General features: G+C 46.0%; 18 protein-coding genes and 1 pseudogene. All 19 read left to right on the forward strand.

Annotated features, from left to right (window positions below):
* Window positions 1–108 precede the first annotated feature (108 nt).
* Window positions 109–1,266: a methionine adenosyltransferase gene (metK, locus tag NHH16_RS14295; protein WP_262070276.1), complete on the forward strand. Its 1,158-nt coding sequence runs from the start codon at window positions 109–111 to the stop codon at window positions 1,264–1,266.
* Window positions 1,267–1,368: 102 nt separating this feature from the next.
* A complete protein-coding gene (locus NHH16_RS14300; protein WP_262070277.1) occupies window positions 1,369–2,865 on the forward strand; it encodes a sensor histidine kinase in 1,497 nt (498 codons plus the stop codon).
* Window positions 2,865–3,554 carry a response regulator transcription factor gene (locus NHH16_RS14305; protein WP_262070278.1) on the forward strand — a complete coding sequence of 230 codons (690 nt, stop codon included), beginning with the start codon at window positions 2,865–2,867 and terminating at the stop codon, window positions 3,552–3,554. The genes NHH16_RS14300 and NHH16_RS14305 overlap by 1 nt, the downstream gene beginning before the upstream one ends.
* A 4-nt stretch (window positions 3,555–3,558) precedes the next feature.
* Window positions 3,559–4,947, forward strand: coding sequence for a TrkH family potassium uptake protein (locus NHH16_RS14310; RefSeq protein WP_262070279.1), 1,389 nt, complete (start codon window positions 3,559–3,561; stop codon window positions 4,945–4,947).
* A gap of 27 nt (window positions 4,948–4,974) precedes the next feature.
* Window positions 4,975–5,637 carry a potassium channel family protein gene (locus tag NHH16_RS14315; protein WP_262070280.1) on the forward strand — a complete coding sequence of 221 codons (663 nt, stop codon included), beginning with the start codon at window positions 4,975–4,977 and terminating at the stop codon, window positions 5,635–5,637.
* On the forward strand, window positions 5,637–6,422 hold the full coding sequence (locus tag NHH16_RS14320; RefSeq protein WP_262070281.1) for a TrmH family RNA methyltransferase: 786 nt from the start codon (window positions 5,637–5,639) through the stop codon (window positions 6,420–6,422). Before NHH16_RS14315 ends, NHH16_RS14320 begins: the two co-directional genes overlap by 1 nt.
* Entirely contained in the window at window positions 6,423–6,863 is a 441-nt protein-coding gene (locus NHH16_RS14325; protein WP_262070282.1) for an NfeD family protein, read from the forward strand. It abuts the gene before it with no gap.
* Window positions 6,863–7,807: an SPFH domain-containing protein gene (locus tag NHH16_RS14330; RefSeq protein ID WP_262070283.1), complete on the forward strand. Its 945-nt coding sequence runs from the start codon at window positions 6,863–6,865 to the stop codon at window positions 7,805–7,807. The genes NHH16_RS14325 and NHH16_RS14330 overlap by 1 nt, the downstream gene beginning before the upstream one ends.
* A gap of 3 nt (window positions 7,808–7,810) precedes the next feature.
* A complete protein-coding gene (locus NHH16_RS14335) occupies window positions 7,811–8,920 on the forward strand; it encodes a patatin-like phospholipase family protein (protein ID WP_262070284.1) in 1,110 nt (369 codons plus the stop codon).
* Window positions 8,921–8,923: 3 nt separating this feature from the next.
* Window positions 8,924–9,859, forward strand: a complete 936-nt coding sequence (gene argF, locus NHH16_RS14340) for an ornithine carbamoyltransferase (protein ID WP_262070285.1) — start codon at window positions 8,924–8,926, stop codon at window positions 9,857–9,859.
* Window position 9,860: 1 nt separating this feature from the next.
* Window positions 9,861–10,859 (forward strand): biotin--[acetyl-CoA-carboxylase] ligase, encoded by a 999-nt coding sequence (locus tag NHH16_RS14345; RefSeq protein ID WP_262070286.1) that lies wholly within the window; start codon window positions 9,861–9,863, stop codon window positions 10,857–10,859.
* Window positions 10,860–10,868: 9 nt separating this feature from the next.
* Window positions 10,869–11,213 (forward strand): DUF6145 family protein, encoded by a 345-nt coding sequence (locus NHH16_RS14350; RefSeq protein WP_262070287.1) that lies wholly within the window; start codon window positions 10,869–10,871, stop codon window positions 11,211–11,213.
* Between the two features lie 2 nt (window positions 11,214–11,215).
* Window positions 11,216–11,986: a type III pantothenate kinase gene (locus NHH16_RS14355; protein ID WP_262070288.1), complete on the forward strand. Its 771-nt coding sequence runs from the start codon at window positions 11,216–11,218 to the stop codon at window positions 11,984–11,986.
* 12 nt (window positions 11,987–11,998) lie between these two features.
* On the forward strand, window positions 11,999–12,955 hold the full coding sequence (dusB, locus tag NHH16_RS14360) for a tRNA dihydrouridine synthase DusB (RefSeq protein WP_262070289.1): 957 nt from the start codon (window positions 11,999–12,001) through the stop codon (window positions 12,953–12,955).
* A 103-nt stretch (window positions 12,956–13,058) separates the two neighbouring features.
* Window positions 13,059–13,541, forward strand: a complete 483-nt coding sequence (greA, locus tag NHH16_RS14365) for a transcription elongation factor GreA (RefSeq protein ID WP_262070290.1) — start codon at window positions 13,059–13,061, stop codon at window positions 13,539–13,541.
* 71 nt (window positions 13,542–13,612) lie between these two features.
* Window positions 13,613–15,085 (forward strand): annotated as a pseudogene (gene lysS, locus NHH16_RS14370) (lysine--tRNA ligase); the annotation flags it as partial.
* A 249-nt stretch (window positions 15,086–15,334) separates the two neighbouring features.
* Window positions 15,335–15,511 carry a hypothetical protein gene (locus NHH16_RS14375; protein WP_262070291.1) on the forward strand — a complete coding sequence of 59 codons (177 nt, stop codon included), beginning with the start codon at window positions 15,335–15,337 and terminating at the stop codon, window positions 15,509–15,511.
* Between the two features lie 11 nt (window positions 15,512–15,522).
* The gene (locus NHH16_RS14380; protein ID WP_262070292.1) at window positions 15,523–15,966 is read left to right on the forward strand and encodes a DUF6075 family protein; all 444 of its coding nucleotides are present in this window, start codon (window positions 15,523–15,525) and stop codon (window positions 15,964–15,966) included.
* Window positions 15,967–16,558 (forward strand): ParA family protein (locus tag NHH16_RS14385; protein WP_262070293.1); only part of this gene is annotated, 592 nt, incomplete at its 3' end.

Raw genomic sequence — 16,558 nt, forward strand, 5'->3', positions numbered from 1 at the left:
CGGTACGTACGGTGCTGTGAGAGGACGGCGGTTAGTCACCGCCTCCTACTCGATAATTCTATTACACTATTTAACTATTACATAGATAACAAGAAAGGAAATATAACAATGGAAAAAAGATTATTTACCTCAGAATCAGTAACAGAAGGACACCCAGATAAGATGAGCGACCAGATCTCGGACGCGATTTTGGATGAATTAATACGCCAGGATCCCAATAGCCGGGTGGCGTGTGAGACGTGTACCACCACGGGAATGGTAATGGTGATGGGGGAGATTACCACCACCGGTTACGTAGATATGCAAAAGATTGTGCGGGAAACAATTAGAGAAATTGGCTATACCCGGGGAAAATACGGCTTTGATGCGGACAACTGTGGCGTGATTATCGCTATCGATGAGCAGTCACCAGATATTGCGATGGGTGTAAATAGGGCTCAGGACGAGGCGTCCGAGGGCGCTGGGGATCAGGGCATGATGTTTGGTTATGCCACCAATGAGACGAAAGAGCTGATGCCTTACCCGATTTCCTTAGCTCATAAATTAGCTAAGCGGTTAACGGCGGTGCGAAAAGACGGTACCCTCCCTTACCTGCGACCAGACGGCAAGACCCAGGTAACGGTAGAGTACGACGAGCAAGACCGACCAATCAGACTAGACGCAGTGGTATTATCCACCCAACATGACCCAGACGTGTCTCAGGAGCAGATCCATAGCGATGTGAAAAAACATATCTTTGATCCGGTGCTCCCAGCAGAGCTAGTGGATGACGAGACGAAGTTTTATATTAATCCTACAGGCCGCTTTGTTATCGGCGGACCTCACGGTGATAGCGGGCTGACCGGCCGGAAGATTATCGTTGATACGTATGGCGGGATGGCTCGTCACGGCGGCGGGGCTTTTTCTGGTAAGGATTGTACGAAGGTGGACCGCTCGGCCGCTTATGCCGCTCGGTACGTAGCTAAGAATATTGTGGCGGCGAAGCTAGCGGATAAGTGCGAGATTCAATTGTCCTATGCCATTGGGGTGGCTCATCCCACGTCTATCGCTGTAGATACCTTTGGTACCGGCAAGCTTAGTGATACGCAGCTCGTGGAGATGATCCGCCAGGAATTTGACCTCCGACCAGCGGGAATTATTAAAATGCTAGATTTGCGACGCCCGATTTATAAGCAGACGGCAGCCTACGGTCATTTTGGCCGGGAAGACTTAAGTTTACCCTGGGAGAAGACAGATAAAGGGTTGGTTTTGCAGAAATATATGTAAAAATATGATAAAGTTTTAGGGGCGCACTCACTGTGCGCCTTTTTTCGTGGTATAATCATCTGAATAGGGTCTTGAAAAGTTGAGCAGGAGGGTTTATATTCTATGAAGTTAAAGACACGTTTGGTAGCGGCCTTTTTAATTATCGTCCTTATTCCAGTGGTTCTTTCCATTGGCTTGACGTTAGTGGTCGGTCGGTATCAACTTAATTCGATTGAGGAAAAATATGAGATACAAGGCGCCACCGTAGAGAACATCTCCAACACGATGCAGGTAATGTCAAGACTTACCGAGAATGCCTATGCGGAGCTACAGAAGCTAGCAAAGACGGATCCGGCGAAATTAGAGGATTTGGAGTTCTTATCAAAATACAATAAAGACTTAACGCCGAAGCACGCCTTCTTAATTGTGCGAAAAGCCGATAATATTCTTTTTCTGGGAGCCAGCTCGGAGGCGGCTGCCCCAGCACTTTCACATCTGCCGGAAGCGGCTTCCCTTGGGGAAGTGTCGGAAGGAGAAAGCAGCATTTACTATGGCGGCGAGGATCAGGTGCTGATTAAGCAGGTAAACTTTATCACCGCTGACGAGCAACCGGCAACGGTCTTTCTGGTTAGCGATGTAAAAGAGGGCTTACCGGAAGCGAGAGATTTCTTTGTGGATATCGTCTTTGGGATTGTGCTGATTCTGGTGATAACCGCGGGGCTACTAAGCTTCTGGATCTATCGCTCGGTGATTACACCGCTGGGGAAGATGAAGAAAGCGGCACAAAATATCGAAGCGGGAAATTTGGACTTTGTATTAGAGCCGATGGTTGATGATGAAATAGGAGCCCTAGGGAAAGACCTAGAAGATATGCGATTGCGCTTAAAGGATAGTGCTGCGGAGAAGGTTAAGTACGACCAGGAAAGCAAGGAATTAATTAGCAATATCTCTCACGACCTAAAGACGCCGGTAACGGCGATTAAGGGCTATGCGGAAGGGATTATGGACGGAGTGGCGGACACGCCGGAAAAAATGGACAAATATATCCGCACCATATATAATAAGGCTAATGAAATGAACCTGTTAATCAACGAGCTAACTCTGTATTCTAAGATTGATACGAATCGGATCCCCTATAATTTCAGTACCCTTTCTGCCACGGAGTATTTTGGGGACTGCGCTGAAGATTTATCTTTTGAGTTAGAAGCGAAGAACGTTCAATTTGAATATCACAATTACGTAGGTGAAGAGGTGATGATTATCGCTGATGCGGAGCAAATCCGGCGGGTGATTCACAATATTATCAATAACTCCATTAAGTACATGGGGAAGGATCAGCCGAAGATCAATCTGCGGGTGAACGACGTAGGAGATTTTGTTCAAGTGGAGATTGAAGACAATGGTCGCGGGATTGCGGCGGCGGATTTACCGAATATCTTTGAGCGGTTTTACCGGACGGACACCTCTAGGAATTCCACGAAAGGCGGAAGTGGTATCGGCCTTTCGATTGTGAAGAAGATCATCGAAGAGCACGGCGGTAAGATATGGGCAACGAGTAAGGAAGAGACAGGCACGACGATGTATTTTGTGCTGAGAAAATACCAGGAGGTACCAAATTAGTGAACAAGATATTGATAGTTGAGGATGAAGTGGCAATTGCCGAATTGGAGAAGGACTACCTAGAGCTGAGTGGCTTTTCCGTAGAGGTGGAAAATGACGGTGAATCAGGCCTTAATAAGGCTCTGAATGAAGACTTTGATTTATTTATCTTAGATCTGATGCTACCAGGTGTAGACGGGTTTGAAATCTGTCGTCAGATTCGGGATAAGAAGAATACCCCGATTATTATGGTGTCAGCTAAGAAGGATGATATCGATAAGATTAGAGGCTTGGGTCTGGGAGCGGATGACTATTTGACTAAGCCCTTTAGCCCAAGTGAATTAGTAGCTAGAGTAAAGGCTCACTTAGCTAGATACGACCGCTTGACAGGCAGTGCTGAGGAAGCAAATAACGTCATCGAGATTCGCGGCCTAAAAATCGATACCACCGCTAGAAGAGTGTGGATCAATGAAGAGGAGAGAGCGTTTACCACGAAAGAGTTTGATTTACTTACGTTCCTAGCCGGTCACCCTAACCACGTTTACTCAAAAGAAGAATTGTTCCGAGAAATTTGGGATATGGAATCTATTGGCGATATCGCCACCGTAACTGTACATATTAAAAAAATAAGAGAGAAGATAGAAATGGATACCTCGAATCCACAATATATCGAAACGATTTGGGGAGTAGGGTATCGTTTCAAAGTATAAGAAAATGAAAATACACACTGAGAAAAAGAAAAATATTCACTGGAATACCATGCGAATCCTGGCAGCAGGATTTGCTGGTGCCATTCTTTTAGGAGCGTTATTATTAATGCTGCCTATCTGTAACAATGAACCGATTGCGTTTATGGATGCGTTATTTACCTCCACTACGGCAATCTGTGTGACAGGACTGATTACCATTGTGCCGATGACCCAACTAACGGTCATCGGTAAAGTTGTTTTATGCGTGCTGATCCAGATTGGCGGTCTGGGAGTCATCGCTTGCGTTACCGGCTTTTTTTTATTGCTGCGCCGGAAGATTACGCTGGGTACCCGGGTGGTGATTGCCGAAGCCTATAGTGCTGAAGGCCCTGGCGGCATGGTGTTGATGATTAAAAATGCGGTTTTAGGAACGTTTTTGGTAGAGTTCTTAGGAGCGCTTATTTATGCCACTGTTTTTATTCCTAAGTATGGTGTCTTAAAAGGGATAGGGGTCTCTGTCTTTCAGTCGATATCTTCCTTCTGTAATGCGGGAATCGATATTGTGGGAGCGACTAGCTTTGCCGCTTACGTCTCTAACCCGGTGATTAACATTAACACCATGCTGTTGATTATCCTAGGTGGTATCGGTTTTCCTGTCTGGTTTGACGTGATTAGAAATACTAAGCGAACCTTTAAGGAGCCAGTGCCGAAGAAGCGACTGTTTACCGCTTTGCAGCTACATTCAAAGATTGCGCTGACAACCACAGCGATTCTCCTAGTGGGAGGTACGCTTTTTATCCTATTATTCGAATATCACAACCAGAAGACCATGGGGAATCTGGCTCTTCACGACAAGGTAATGAGTGCGGCTTTTCAGTCGGTAACGGCGAGAACAGCCGGGTATTATACTCTGCCCCAAGACGTTCTCCACGACGAGACTAAGTTCTTGACGGTGATTCTGATGCTGATTGGCGGTTCCCCGGGAGGAACGGCCGGCGGTATTAAGACCACCACCATGGCGATGCTGGTACTGACCGCTTTCTCCTTTATTAGAGGGGGAACGGATACTGAGGCTTTCGGTCGTCAGATTACGAAAGAAAACTTCCGTACCGGCTTTACCGTAGTCATGCTTGTGGGTACGGTTTATATTGTGGGAACCATTGCCTTACTGATGATTGAATCGGACCAGATTCCTTTTATTGATATTTTATACGAAACCGCCTCGGCGATGGGGACGGTGGGGCTATCGGCGAACTTAACGCCAAGCCTTTCTCGGGCTAGTCAACTGGTGCTTATTATGATGATGTATCTAGGACGAATCGGACCGCTAACCTTTGCCTTAGTCTTTGGCGGCAAAGCGCTAGCTAAAGATCATTACCGGGAATTACCAAAGCGACGGATTTTAATCGGTTAGATTTGCGAAGACAGGAGATGAAGACAAATGAAGAATAAACAGTATGCAGTGTTGGGTTTGGGAAATTTTGGGGAAAGCGTCGCCCTGACCCTACAAGAACTAGGGTGTGAAGTTATTGCGGTGGATCACAATGAGGAGCGGATCCAAAGAATTGCGGATCATGTGTCTTATGCTATGAAGGCCGAAGTAGGGGACCCAGAGGTTATGAAGGCGATCGGTGCCAGAAACCTAGACGGGGTGGTGGTGGCTTTTGCCGAAAACATGGAAGCCAGCATTATGGCCACCTTACTAGCGAAGGAAATCGGTGTTCCCTTTGTGCTGGCTAAGGCCAACAACGAAACGCACGAGAAGATTCTTAAGAAAATCGGTGCCGACGCCGTCATTTATCCAGAGCGCGAGACGGGAGAACGAGTGGCGAAGCAGATGCTCTCGGCCAACTTTACCGATTGGATCACCCTTTCTAGGGAATACAGTATTATCGAAACCACCACTCCCGAAGGCTGGGTCGGCAGAACGCTAGAAGACCTTAATCTTAGAGAAAACTTTGAAGTGACCGTGGTAGGGATGATTCGCAGTGAAGAGTTTGAAATCAACCCTGATCCGAAGGCGCCATTAGAGGAGCGGGCGATTTTGATTCTGCTAGGTGCTGACGATGCTTTAAAAGAGATTCGAAAGGGCGAGGACGAGTAATGATTTCTAGTACTTCTAATCCCCGGATTAAGCAGCTGGTGCAGTATAAAAAGAAAAAGAAGGCCAGAGATGCCGACCAAGTCTTCTTAGTAGAGGGCTTACGCCTAGCGGGGGAAATTCCCGCCGAGAAGCTAGTTGAAGTGTATGTAACAAGTGCCTTTAAAGCGAGGGAACAGGCGTTTTTATCGAAGCTCCCTTCGGAAAAAGTAATCGAAGTGACCGACACCGTCTTTGCCTACGCCGCAGATACCAAGACGCCTCAGGGAGTGCTGGGGGTGGTGCGGCAAAATGCCTATAGCGCCCAGGAGCTAATCCAGAACCATCACGATTTTGTTATGGTCTTAGAAGATGTGCAGGATCCAGGAAACGTCGGTACGATTATTAGAAGCGCCGAGGCAGCAGGGGTTAGCAGTGTGATTTTAAGCGAGAACTGTGCCGACGTCTACAACCCGAAAACCACCAGGTCCACCATGGGCTCGATCTTCCGGGTGCCCTTTGCTTATACCGCTGATTTGCCAGAAGTTATAAAAAAACTTAAGGAACAGGGTACAAAAATTTATGCAGGGCATTTAAAGGGTAGTACCTCTTATGATATAATAGAGTATGATAAAAAAGTGGCAATCCTTATCGGGAATGAAGGGGCTGGTCTTAGCGAAGAAATCTCAGGGCTAGCGGATGACTATATCGTAATTCCCATGGAAGGTAAGGTGGAATCACTCAATGCAGCCATCTCGGCAACGATTCTAATGTTTGAGGTAGCTAGAAGGAGAAGAGGAGGCGAGTAGATGTTTGAGGGTTATTATTGGATTATCTTATTTATCGTGTTGTTAGTTGTAGAGATATTGACACTAGGACTGACTACCATCTGGTTTGCTATTGGCGCTCTGTGTGCGGGATTAGCTAGTTTAGTAACGGACAGCCTAGTGATTCAAATTATTGTCTTTGTGGTGGTTTCCGTAGCCACGCTGATTTTTACCAGACCGCTTGTAAAAAAGCACTTTAACAACTCACGGGTGGCCACCAATGCCAATCGCTATATCGGCGAGAGTGGAATGGTAATTGAAGATATCAATACTTTGACGGCCACCGGCCGAGTAGAAGTAAAGGGCCAGGAATGGGCGGCGAAGACGGCGGACCCGGAAGGGAAGTTAGCCAAGGGAACGACCATTGTGGTGAAAGGAATTGAAGGCGTTAACTTTATAGTTGAGGAAAAGGAGAAAATTTAATGGGTGGATTTTTATCGATACTAGGTATTATTTTATTATTTGTAGTAGTAGGGATTATTATCTCTTGTATCAAAATTGTTAGACAGGCTCAAGCAGTAGTCGTTGAGCGCCTAGGTGCCTATCAGGCGACTTGGGAGACCGGTCTTCATCTGAAGCTGCCGATCGTTGACCGCATTGCGAGACGAGTGGATTTAAAGGAACAGGTTGTTGACTTTGCACCTCAACCGGTTATTACGAAAGATAACGTTACGATGCGCATCGATACGGTTGTCTTTTTCCAGATTACTGATCCTAAGCTATTCTGCTACGGAGTTGCCAATCCGATTATGGCTATTGAGAACCTAACGGCGACCACCTTGCGTAATATTATCGGTGATCTTGAGCTAGACCAAACCCTGACTTCGAGAGAGACGATTAACACCAAGATGCGTTCTTCTCTTGATGTGGCTACAGATCCTTGGGGAATCAAGGTAAACCGGGTAGAGCTTAAGAATATCTTGCCACCGGCAGCGATTCAAGATGCCATGGAAAAGCAGATGAAAGCAGAGCGTGAGCGAAGAGAAGCGATTCTTAGAGCCGAAGGCGAGAAGAAGAGTACGGTACTGGTAGCCGAAGGTCAAAAAGAAGCGGTTATTCTCGATGCCGAGGCAGAGAAGCAAGCGGCCATTCTGCGAGCAGAAGCCCAGAAGGAAAGAATGATTCGGGAAGCGGAAGGTGAAGCCGAAGCGATCCAAAAGGTACAAAAGGCCAATGCTGATGGTATTATGTTCCTTAAGGAAGCTGGCGCTGATCAAGCCGTCTTAACCATTAAGAGTTTAGAAGCATTTGGCAAAGCCGCTGACGGACAAGCAACTAAGATTATTATTCCTTCAGAGATCCAAGGGATTGCTGGTCTGGTTCAGTCTATGTCAGAAATTGCCACAAAGGACAAAAGCGAGAAATAGTATATGGAACCAATCATCGACCTAGATCTGGAATACGGCCTCGTCTTAGAGGGTGGCGGTGCTAGAGGCGCTTATCAAATTGGGGCGTGGAAGGCACTCCACGAAGTCGGGGTGAAGATAAATGCAATAGCGGGTACATCAGTGGGCGCTCTAAACGGCGCCCTCATTTGTATGGGCAATGTGGAAAAAGCCGAAGCAATTTGGGAGCAGATGACGTATTCCAAGGTTATGGAAGTGAACGATGAGTGGATGTTTCGTTTTTTTGATAAGAAGCTACCCTTTGGGGATGTACTTAATCACTTGGTGAGCCGGTTAAAAACAGGTGGGATTGATGTCTCACCGCTACGGCAGCTGATTCACGAGATGGTAGATGAAGAGAAGGTACGAACTTGCGGAATCGCCTTTTATTTATTAGCCTTTTCCGTAGATGAGATGCGCGAGCTTGACCTTTCTATTGAAGATATCCCAGAAGGCTATCTAGAAGATTTTCTCCTTGCCAGTGCGTATCTGCTAGGGTTTAAGCGGGAGCGCCTTCACGGGGTGCGCTATATGGACGGTGGCGTGGTTAATAACGTGCCGACGGGTGCCCTAGTTAAGCGGGGTTATAAGCATATTATCGAGATTCGCATCTACGGCCCGGGAAGAGAGCCCCGGGTGAAGGTGCCAGTTGGCGGCCTTAAACTTAGAGTGGCGCCCCGAGTGCGGTTAGGCAGTATAATTGATTTCTCCCCGAAGCGCAGCCGTCAGAATATTAAAATCGGCTATTACGATGCCATGCGGATGATCTATGGGCTAGAAGGGCGTATCTATTACCTAGAACAAACTCACGAGGATGAATTTTACACGGAGTGCTTAACGAATTTAAGCGAGCCTAAGCGGGCAGAGGTTTGTTTTATGCTAAAGATACCGCTTACTATTACGGATAAAGGTTTGTTTTTAGCGCTACTAGAAGCTAGCGCCAAGCGCTTGCGGGTTCAGAAATACCGAATTTATCAGATAGACGAGTTTTACGAGATTGTTAAGTCTCGTTACGACGAGCTTGATTTAGAGGAAAGAGATGAGCAACCGAAGTTCATGGAGATATTCTTTGAACTTGAAGATAGGGAGGATTAGAAGATGGATTTAAAAGGACGTCATTTACTGACACTAAAGGATTTTACCAAAGATGAAATACTCTACTTAGTTGATTTGGCTGAGACTTTAAAGAAAGAAAAGAAGGCGGGGATCTTTAACGATCATTTAAAACGCAAGAACGTAGCGCTAATCTTTGAAAAGCCTTCAACAAGAACTCGCTGCGCCTTTACCGTAGCAGTCGCCGATGAAGGGGGAACGCCGGTCTATCTTGCTGGCAACGAGATTCAGCTTGGCCATAAGGAAAGTGTAGAAGATACGGCGAAGGTGCTGGGTCGGATGTTTGACGGCATCGAATTCCGAGGTTTTAAGCAGTCAGATGTGGAAGCTCTTGCCAAATATAGCGGGGTACCGGTTTGGAATGGCTTGACAGACCTTTACCATCCCACGCAGATCCTAGCCGATTTTCTTACCATGAAAGAGCACTTCGGGCACTTAGAAGGCCTGCGCTTTGTCTACCTAGGTGATGGTCGCAACAATATGGCTAACTCCCTGATGATCGGCTGTACGAAAGTGGGGGTTCACTGTACGATTATCGCACCGAAGGAACTGCAACCAGAGGCAGACTTAGTGGCTCAGTGTCAAGAATATGGTAAGATAAGCGGAAGTGAGCTAGTGATTACGGATGACGTAGAAAGCGTCCAGAACGGGGACGTGCTCTATACCGATGTGTGGGCTTCCATGGGTGAAGAAGATAAGGCGGCAGATCGCATTGCCATGCTGCGTCCTTATCAGATTAATAGCGAATTGATGGCGAAGACCGGTAAGGCGGAAACCATTTTTATGCACTGCCTCCCAGCGGTGAAAGGCTATGAGGTGACAGAAGAGGTCTTTGATAGCCCAGCATCCGTCGTATTTGACGAGGCCGAGAATCGCCTCCATACGATTAAGGCTGTGATGGTAGCCACATTAGGAGAGTAAGATGAAAGCAGAAATTCTGCGTTTACTTAGAGAAGCGGATGATTACGTCTCCGGACAGTTTCTCTGCGAGCACTTCGGTGTCTCGCGAACGGCGGTCTGGAAGGCCATGGAACAATTGAAGAAATCCGGTTATGCAATCGAAGGAATTAGAAATAAAGGGTATCGCCTGGTGGAAGCGGATACAGGCACCCCGGATGCCAATCGCTACGGGAAAGCCGAGATCGAAAGTCGGATGACGACCAAGTATCTTGGGCGCCAAGTGGTTTTTTTTGCCGAGACGGATTCCACCAACCAGAAGGCCAAGCTCTTTGGCGAAGAGCGCCGGGAGAATGGAACCTTAGTTGTCGCCGAGCACCAGACGCTCGGGAAGGGCCGGCGAGGACGAAAGTGGGAGTCTCCAGAAGGGGAGAATATCTACATGTCCCTGCTTCTCTATCCCCAGATTCAGACCAGTAGTGCACCTCAGTTAACGCTGGTGATGGCCATGGCGGTGGCCAAAGGGATTCGGGAAGTATACGGCACGGATGTAGGCATTAAGTGGCCCAATGATGTGGTGCTAAGTGGGAAGAAAATCTGTGGGATTTTGACCGAGATGAGCTTAGAGGCTGAGTTTATCAGTTACGTAGTCATTGGGGTGGGGCTTAATGTGGCCCAGCAGGAATTTCCCCAGGAGATACGGGATAAAGCCACGTCCTTGTTATTGGAAACTAAGAAAAGCGTTTCTCGGAGCGAGCTTATCGCAGAGGTGATTAGACACTTCGAGGATTTGTACGAACGTTTTCTCATCAAGGAAAATCTAAGTGATTTAAGAGAAGAGTATAACGCTCTCCTGTTAAATAGAGGGAAAGAAGTAAGAATTAGTACACCGAAAGAGGAGTATACGGCTACCGGTCTAGGGATTAACGATACCGGCGAGCTGCTTGTACGCCTAGAAGACGGAAGCGAGCGGGCAATCTACGCCGGCGAGGTATCGGTCCGGGGCCTCTACGGTTATGTGTAAGGAGAAGTCATGACAGAAGGACATTTGACAGAAGAAGGCTTGGTACTGTGTGGTGCCAACGCTTATGAAGAAAAATATTATCTAAATCCAGACTTTGAGACTCTACCAGATAGTATCAAGCAAGAGCTTAAAATTATGTGCGTGCTCTATGTTCACGAAGTGGGCGGGATTCTTACGCTGGTATACGATGAAGAAGGAAATTTGAATTTTGAAGTTAGGGCAGAAGAGGGTGATCCGATGTTTGATGAGATTGGTAGCCGCCTTAAAATAAAACAATTGCAGCAGGAAAAACAAGATTTGCTGGCATCTTTGCAGATGTTCTATAAGGTGTTTTTCCTAGGCGAGGAGGTATAGTTATGTTATTAGTTGTGGATGTAGGGAATACAAATATCACCATGGGAATCTGGGACGGGGATAAGCTTCTGGGCAAGTTTCGCATGACCACTAAGCTTGTGCGGACTTCCGACGAATATGGAATTACCCTTAAGGAACTAGTGGATCGCCAAGGTGTGGATAGTACGAAAATCAATCGGGTGATTATCTCTTCCGTGGTGCCTGATGTAATGCACTCCCTTGGTAGTGCCTTTATCAAATACTTTGGCATCCGGCCGATGGTGGTCTCTGCCGGTACAAAGACGGGAGTGCGAGTCTCGATTCCCAACCCTCAGCAGATTGGTCCCGATCGAATCGTCGATGCGGTAGCAGGCTACGTGTTACACGGCGGTCCGGTCATCGTAATCGACTACGGAACCGCGACAACCTATGATTTAATTGGTCCTGATGGTGCCTTTGAGGCAGGGATTACCGCCCCGGGAATCCGGACCTCTGCTCAGGCGATGTGGGGGGAAGCGGCCATGCTGCCAGCCATCGAGATTGTAAAGCCAGCGTCCATTCTCGCCCGGGACACGATTACCAGTATGCAAGCGGGTCTAGTCTACGGCGTGATCGGTCAGACGGAATATATCGTCAACCAGATAAAGAAAGAGTCAGGCTATGAAAAAATTAAAGTGGTGGCGACTGGAGGCCTGGGCTCTATTATCGAGAAGGAAACGGAAGTAATCGATTGCTACGATCCAGAGCTTACGCTAAAAGGACTTAAGCTTATCTACGATAAGAATACGAAGTAAAAGGAAATACTAATGAAGATAGGAAAGATAGAGCTAGCGAATCCGTATATCCTAGCTCCCATGGCAGGTGTTACCGACCTGCCATTTCGTCTCCTTTCAGGGGAGATGGGAGCAGGGCTTTTGTGTATGGAGATGGTGAGTGCCAAGGCGCTGGAATTTAATAACCGCAATACCTTAGACTTATTGCGAATTCATCCGGATGAGTACCCGGTCTCCCTTCAGCTATTCGGACACGAGCCAGAGGTAATCGCTGAAGCGATTCAAAAAATTGATGAGCGCCCCTTTCAGATTCTCGATCTTAATATGGGGTGTCCCGTTCCGAAGATCGTTAAAAACGGTGAAGGTTCGGCGCTGATGAAGGACCCGGGAAAAGTGAGCGAAATCGTAAGCGCCGCTGTAAAGGCGACGAAGAAGCCGGTAACGGTTAAGATTCGTAAAGGTTTTGACGATAATCAAATAAATGCGGTCACTGTGGCAAAAGCCGCCGAAGCCGCCGGTGCGGCAGCCGTAACAGTTCACGGTCGTACCAGAGAGCAGTATTACAGCGGAAAAGCCGACTGGGACATTATCCGTCAGGTTAAAGAAGCGCTTTCCATACCGGTGATCGGTAACGGGGATGTGAACGGACCAGATAAAGCCCAGGCTATGTTAAAAGAGACAGGCTGTGACGGGGTGATGATTGGGCGAGCTGCCCAGGGGAACCCTTGGATATTCAAAGAGCTAAATCACTTTGATAAGACTGGTGAGATTTTGCCACGACCAACCACTGCCGAAATGATCCAGACAATGCTACGCCACGCCCAGATGCAGGTCGAATTCAAAGGGGATTATCTAGGAATTCGGGAAATGCGTAAGCATATCTCCTGGTATACTAGGGGCTTAAAAGGGTCCGCCCGGTTGCGGGAAGAAATCAACCATACGGAAAGCCTAGAAGAACTGGAAGAATTGCTTAAAAAAAGATTGACATAGCTAGGTAAAATATGTATAATGATGAAATTGTGAAAGCAAAATTTTATTGTATAAAAAAAGAGTTAAAAATAAGAGATAAATGATTATGTGAGGAGCGATACTGATGGAAGCTAAGAAAAGTTTATTAACATATGCTGGACTTAAGAATCTTGAGGAAGAATTAGAGCATTTAAAGGTTGTTAAGCGTAGAGAGATAGCGGGGAAAATCAAAGAAGCAAGAGAGCAAGGCGACCTGTCAGAAAATGCAGAATACGATGCTGCTAAAGATGAGCAGCGGGACATCGAAGCGCGTATTGATCAGATTGAAAACATTCTGAAAAACGCTGAAGTAGTTGTGGAAGATGAAGTAGAATTTGATAAAGTAGGCGTTGGCTGTAAAGTCAGAGTTCACGACATTACTTACGATGAAGACTTAGAGTACAAGATTGTGGGTTCCACGGAAGCGAATTCCTTGGAAGGCAAGATTTCTAATGAGTCACCGGTAGGTAAGGCGTTAATCGGAAAGAAGGCCGGAGACGTAGTTGACATAGAAACCCAAGCGGGTGAGATGAAGTATAAGGTATTAGAAATTGGACCTGTAGCTTAGTAAACCGGAGCCGGACGCAGTAGCGCCCGGCTTTCTATAAAATAAGAAATGAAAGACCAAGGAGGATAATTGTGGCGGAACAGAAGAAGGAACAAGACGTAAATCAGTTGCGGAAGGTAAGAAGAGAAAAGCTTAAGGAGCTTCAAGATACTGGCAATAACCCGTATCTCATCACGAAATACGAAGCCAGCGCGCACTGCGCCGAGATTAAAGAAAATTATGACGAGTTTGAAGGAAAAGAAGTTAAGATTGCAGGACGTCTGATGCAAAAGCGGGTGATGGGTAAAGCTTCTTTTTGTAATGTTCTCGACCAAAGCGGCAATTTACAGTCTTACGTGGCTAGAGACGATTTAGGCGAAGAGGCGTACAAAGCCTTTAAGCGCATGGATATCGGTGATATCGTAGGTATAACCGGTACGGTTTTCACGACAAAGATGGGAGAAATCTCCATTCACGCAACGAAGGTAGAGCTACTTTCAAAGAGCTTACAGATTCTACCAGAAAAGTTCCACGGTCTTCAGGACCGGGATTTACGTTACCGTCAGCGCTACGTGGATTTAATTATGAATCCGGAAGTGCGTGACACCTTTACCAAGCGTTCCCAGATTATCAGCTCTATTAGAAGATATTTGGATGCTCAGGGCTTCTTAGAAGTAGAGACGCCGATGCTAGTAGAAAATGCTGGCGGAGCCGCTGCTCGTCCTTTTGAAACATATTTTAATGCTCTTAGTGAGGAGCGTAAGCTAAGAATCTCTCTAGAGCTTTATCTAAAGAGACTCATTGTCGGCGGTTTTGAGAAGGTTTATGAGATTGGCCGAGTTTTCCGTAATGAAGGCGTCGATACTCGCCACAACCCAGAGTTTACCTTAATGGAGTTATACCAAGCGTATACCGATTACCACGGCATGATGGATCTTACTGAAAATATGTACCGTCACGTGGCTCAGGAAGTCTTAGGAACCACCACCATTACCTATAACGGGGTGGAAATGGATCTAGGTAAGCCTTTTGAGCGGATTACCATGATCGATGCGGTTAAGAAATACGCCGGTGTGGACTTTAACGAAATCAAGACCACCGAAGAAGCCAAAGCCATTGCCAAAGAAAAGCACGTGGAATTCGAAGAACGTCATAGTAAGGGCGATATCCTAGCCCTCTTCTTTGAAGAATTCGCTGAGGAACACCTAATTCAGCCAACCTTCGTAATGGATCATCCCATTGAGATTTCACCACTTACGAAGAAGAAGCCAGAAAATCCAGAACTGGTTGAGCGCTTTGAGTTTTTTATGAACGGCTGGGAGATGGCCAATGCTTACTCTGAGCTTAACGATCCAATCGATCAAAGAGAGCGTTTCCAGGCTCAAGAAGAACAACTGGCTCAAGGTGATGAAGAAGCCAACACTACCGATGAGGACTTCCTTAACGCCCTAGAAATCGGGATGCCACCAACAGGCGGTATCGGCTACGGTATTGATAGAATGTGTATGCTCTTTACGGACTCACAAGCGATCCGTGACGTATTGCTCTTCCCCACGATGAAGAGCATCGATAAGTAAAACTCAGTGTTTATGCGGGTTTGCGGCACCTTTTAAAGGTCCAAAAACCCTTTTGACATCAATTTGACATCAATTTTTGATGTCAATATGGATGAATATGGTGCTATATGGGTTATCCGGCACCCTCCTACAAACTAGAATAGTCTTATATTTTTAAGTCTAAGGACACTTTTCTGCTAATGGAAAAGTGTCTTTTTTTGCGTTAAAGAGACAAAAGATGAAGGAGGAACGCCTGCCATGATTAAGGTGAGATTGCAAGGAACCAGAGAAGAAATTCTTTGGTTCCGAGAACAGATTTTAGCTCGAAATGGAAATATAGAAGTCAATGAAATATCGGATTTCTTTAACAACAAGGGCACAAAAAAATTTGTGAGAAACTACATGGAAATTAGCAAAGCAAAAAAGAGAAAATAGGAGGATGACAGATGAACACAGCGTTAAGAGCAATTAAGAAACAGATTTATTTTAAGGACGAAGCTCATCAGGAGTTTTATTTAGAGCATTTGGCAAGATGTCGTAACCAAGACGTCTATGAGCAAGCGTTAATATATTGCTTGGGACTATCTAGTGATACTAGGAGAATGGTTGATCGAATCTATGATTTTAATACGAATTGTGTTATTCCCCAGTGTTTATCAGAAGGATGGATTACTAGTGGGGCAGCACGTGTGGTGCGACTAGCCTTCAATTTGTATTGCAATGATACACCGAGCACCTATAATTTTGAGGATGATTTTGAGGAGGCGTTTAAAGAATGTAAAAACTACACGGTGGAAGAGATTTTTTGTTGTGAATACGCGCCCTTCTTTTTAGAAGCTGTTCGTCTGAGATATCCTGAGTATTTTAGAAGTATCAAGGGGGTGTTTTAGGTGGGTAAAGTAATTGCTATAGCTAATCAAAAAGGAGGATGTGCCAAAACAACGACTGCAGTGAATTTAAGCATTGGTCTTGCAAGAGCAGGGAAACGAGTTCTTGCCATTGATAATGACCCTCAGGCTTCTCTCACGGCAAGCCTTGGTTTTAAGCAGCCGGATCAATTAGAGGTTACACTAGCAACTAAAATGGGAGATATCATTTTAGATAGAGAAGAGGATTTATTATCGGGAATCTTGCATCATGAGGAAGGAATTGACCTATTGCCATCCAATATCGAGTTGTCAGGCATGGATGTTTCTTTAGTAAATGTAATGAGCAGAGAGACTATTCTAAAGCAATATGTAGATCAGGTAAAAGAACAATATGATTACATCATATTAGACTGCTTGCCCTCTTTAGGAATGCTAACTATTAACGCACTTGTCTGTGCTAACAGCGTTTTAATACCAGTACAGGCAGCCTATTTACCGGTGAAAGGCTTGCAGCAGCTTATAAGAACTATAGGGAAGGTATATCGGGGACTTAACCCAAAGCTTCAGATTAGTGGCATATTACTTACTATGGTTGACTGCCGAACCAACTATA

The organism is Ohessyouella blattaphilus (assembly GCF_024721265.1).
In the GTDB taxonomy this organism is placed as follows: domain Bacteria; phylum Bacillota; class Clostridia; order Lachnospirales; family Lachnospiraceae; genus Aequitasia; species Aequitasia blattaphilus_A.

Bases quoted from the DNA above. Each gene is read 5' to 3' on its own strand.
- metK (WP_262070276.1), top strand. From the start codon at position 109: ATGGAAAAAAGATTATTTACCTCAGAATCAGTAACAGAAGGACACCCA.
- NHH16_RS14300 (WP_262070277.1), top strand. From the start codon at position 1,369: ATGAAGTTAAAGACACGTTTGGTAGCGGCCTTTTTAATTATCGTCCTT.
- NHH16_RS14310 (WP_262070279.1), top strand. From the start codon at position 3,559: ATGAAAATACACACTGAGAAAAAGAAAAATATTCACTGGAATACCATG.
- NHH16_RS14315 (WP_262070280.1), top strand. From the start codon at position 4,975: ATGAAGAATAAACAGTATGCAGTGTTGGGTTTGGGAAATTTTGGGGAA.
- NHH16_RS14320 (WP_262070281.1), top strand. From the start codon at position 5,637: ATGATTTCTAGTACTTCTAATCCCCGGATTAAGCAGCTGGTGCAGTAT.
- NHH16_RS14325 (WP_262070282.1), top strand. From the start codon at position 6,423: ATGTTTGAGGGTTATTATTGGATTATCTTATTTATCGTGTTGTTAGTT.
- NHH16_RS14330 (WP_262070283.1), top strand. From the start codon at position 6,863: ATGGGTGGATTTTTATCGATACTAGGTATTATTTTATTATTTGTAGTA.
- NHH16_RS14335 (WP_262070284.1), top strand. From the start codon at position 7,811: ATGGAACCAATCATCGACCTAGATCTGGAATACGGCCTCGTCTTAGAG.
- argF (WP_262070285.1), top strand. From the start codon at position 8,924: ATGGATTTAAAAGGACGTCATTTACTGACACTAAAGGATTTTACCAAA.
- NHH16_RS14345 (WP_262070286.1), top strand. From the start codon at position 9,861: ATGAAAGCAGAAATTCTGCGTTTACTTAGAGAAGCGGATGATTACGTC.
- NHH16_RS14350 (WP_262070287.1), top strand. From the start codon at position 10,869: ATGACAGAAGGACATTTGACAGAAGAAGGCTTGGTACTGTGTGGTGCC.
- NHH16_RS14355 (WP_262070288.1), top strand. From the start codon at position 11,216: ATGTTATTAGTTGTGGATGTAGGGAATACAAATATCACCATGGGAATC.
- dusB (WP_262070289.1), top strand. From the start codon at position 11,999: ATGAAGATAGGAAAGATAGAGCTAGCGAATCCGTATATCCTAGCTCCC.
- greA (WP_262070290.1), top strand. From the start codon at position 13,059: ATGGAAGCTAAGAAAAGTTTATTAACATATGCTGGACTTAAGAATCTT.
- NHH16_RS14375 (WP_262070291.1), top strand. From the start codon at position 15,335: ATGATTAAGGTGAGATTGCAAGGAACCAGAGAAGAAATTCTTTGGTTC.
- NHH16_RS14380 (WP_262070292.1), top strand. From the start codon at position 15,523: ATGAACACAGCGTTAAGAGCAATTAAGAAACAGATTTATTTTAAGGAC.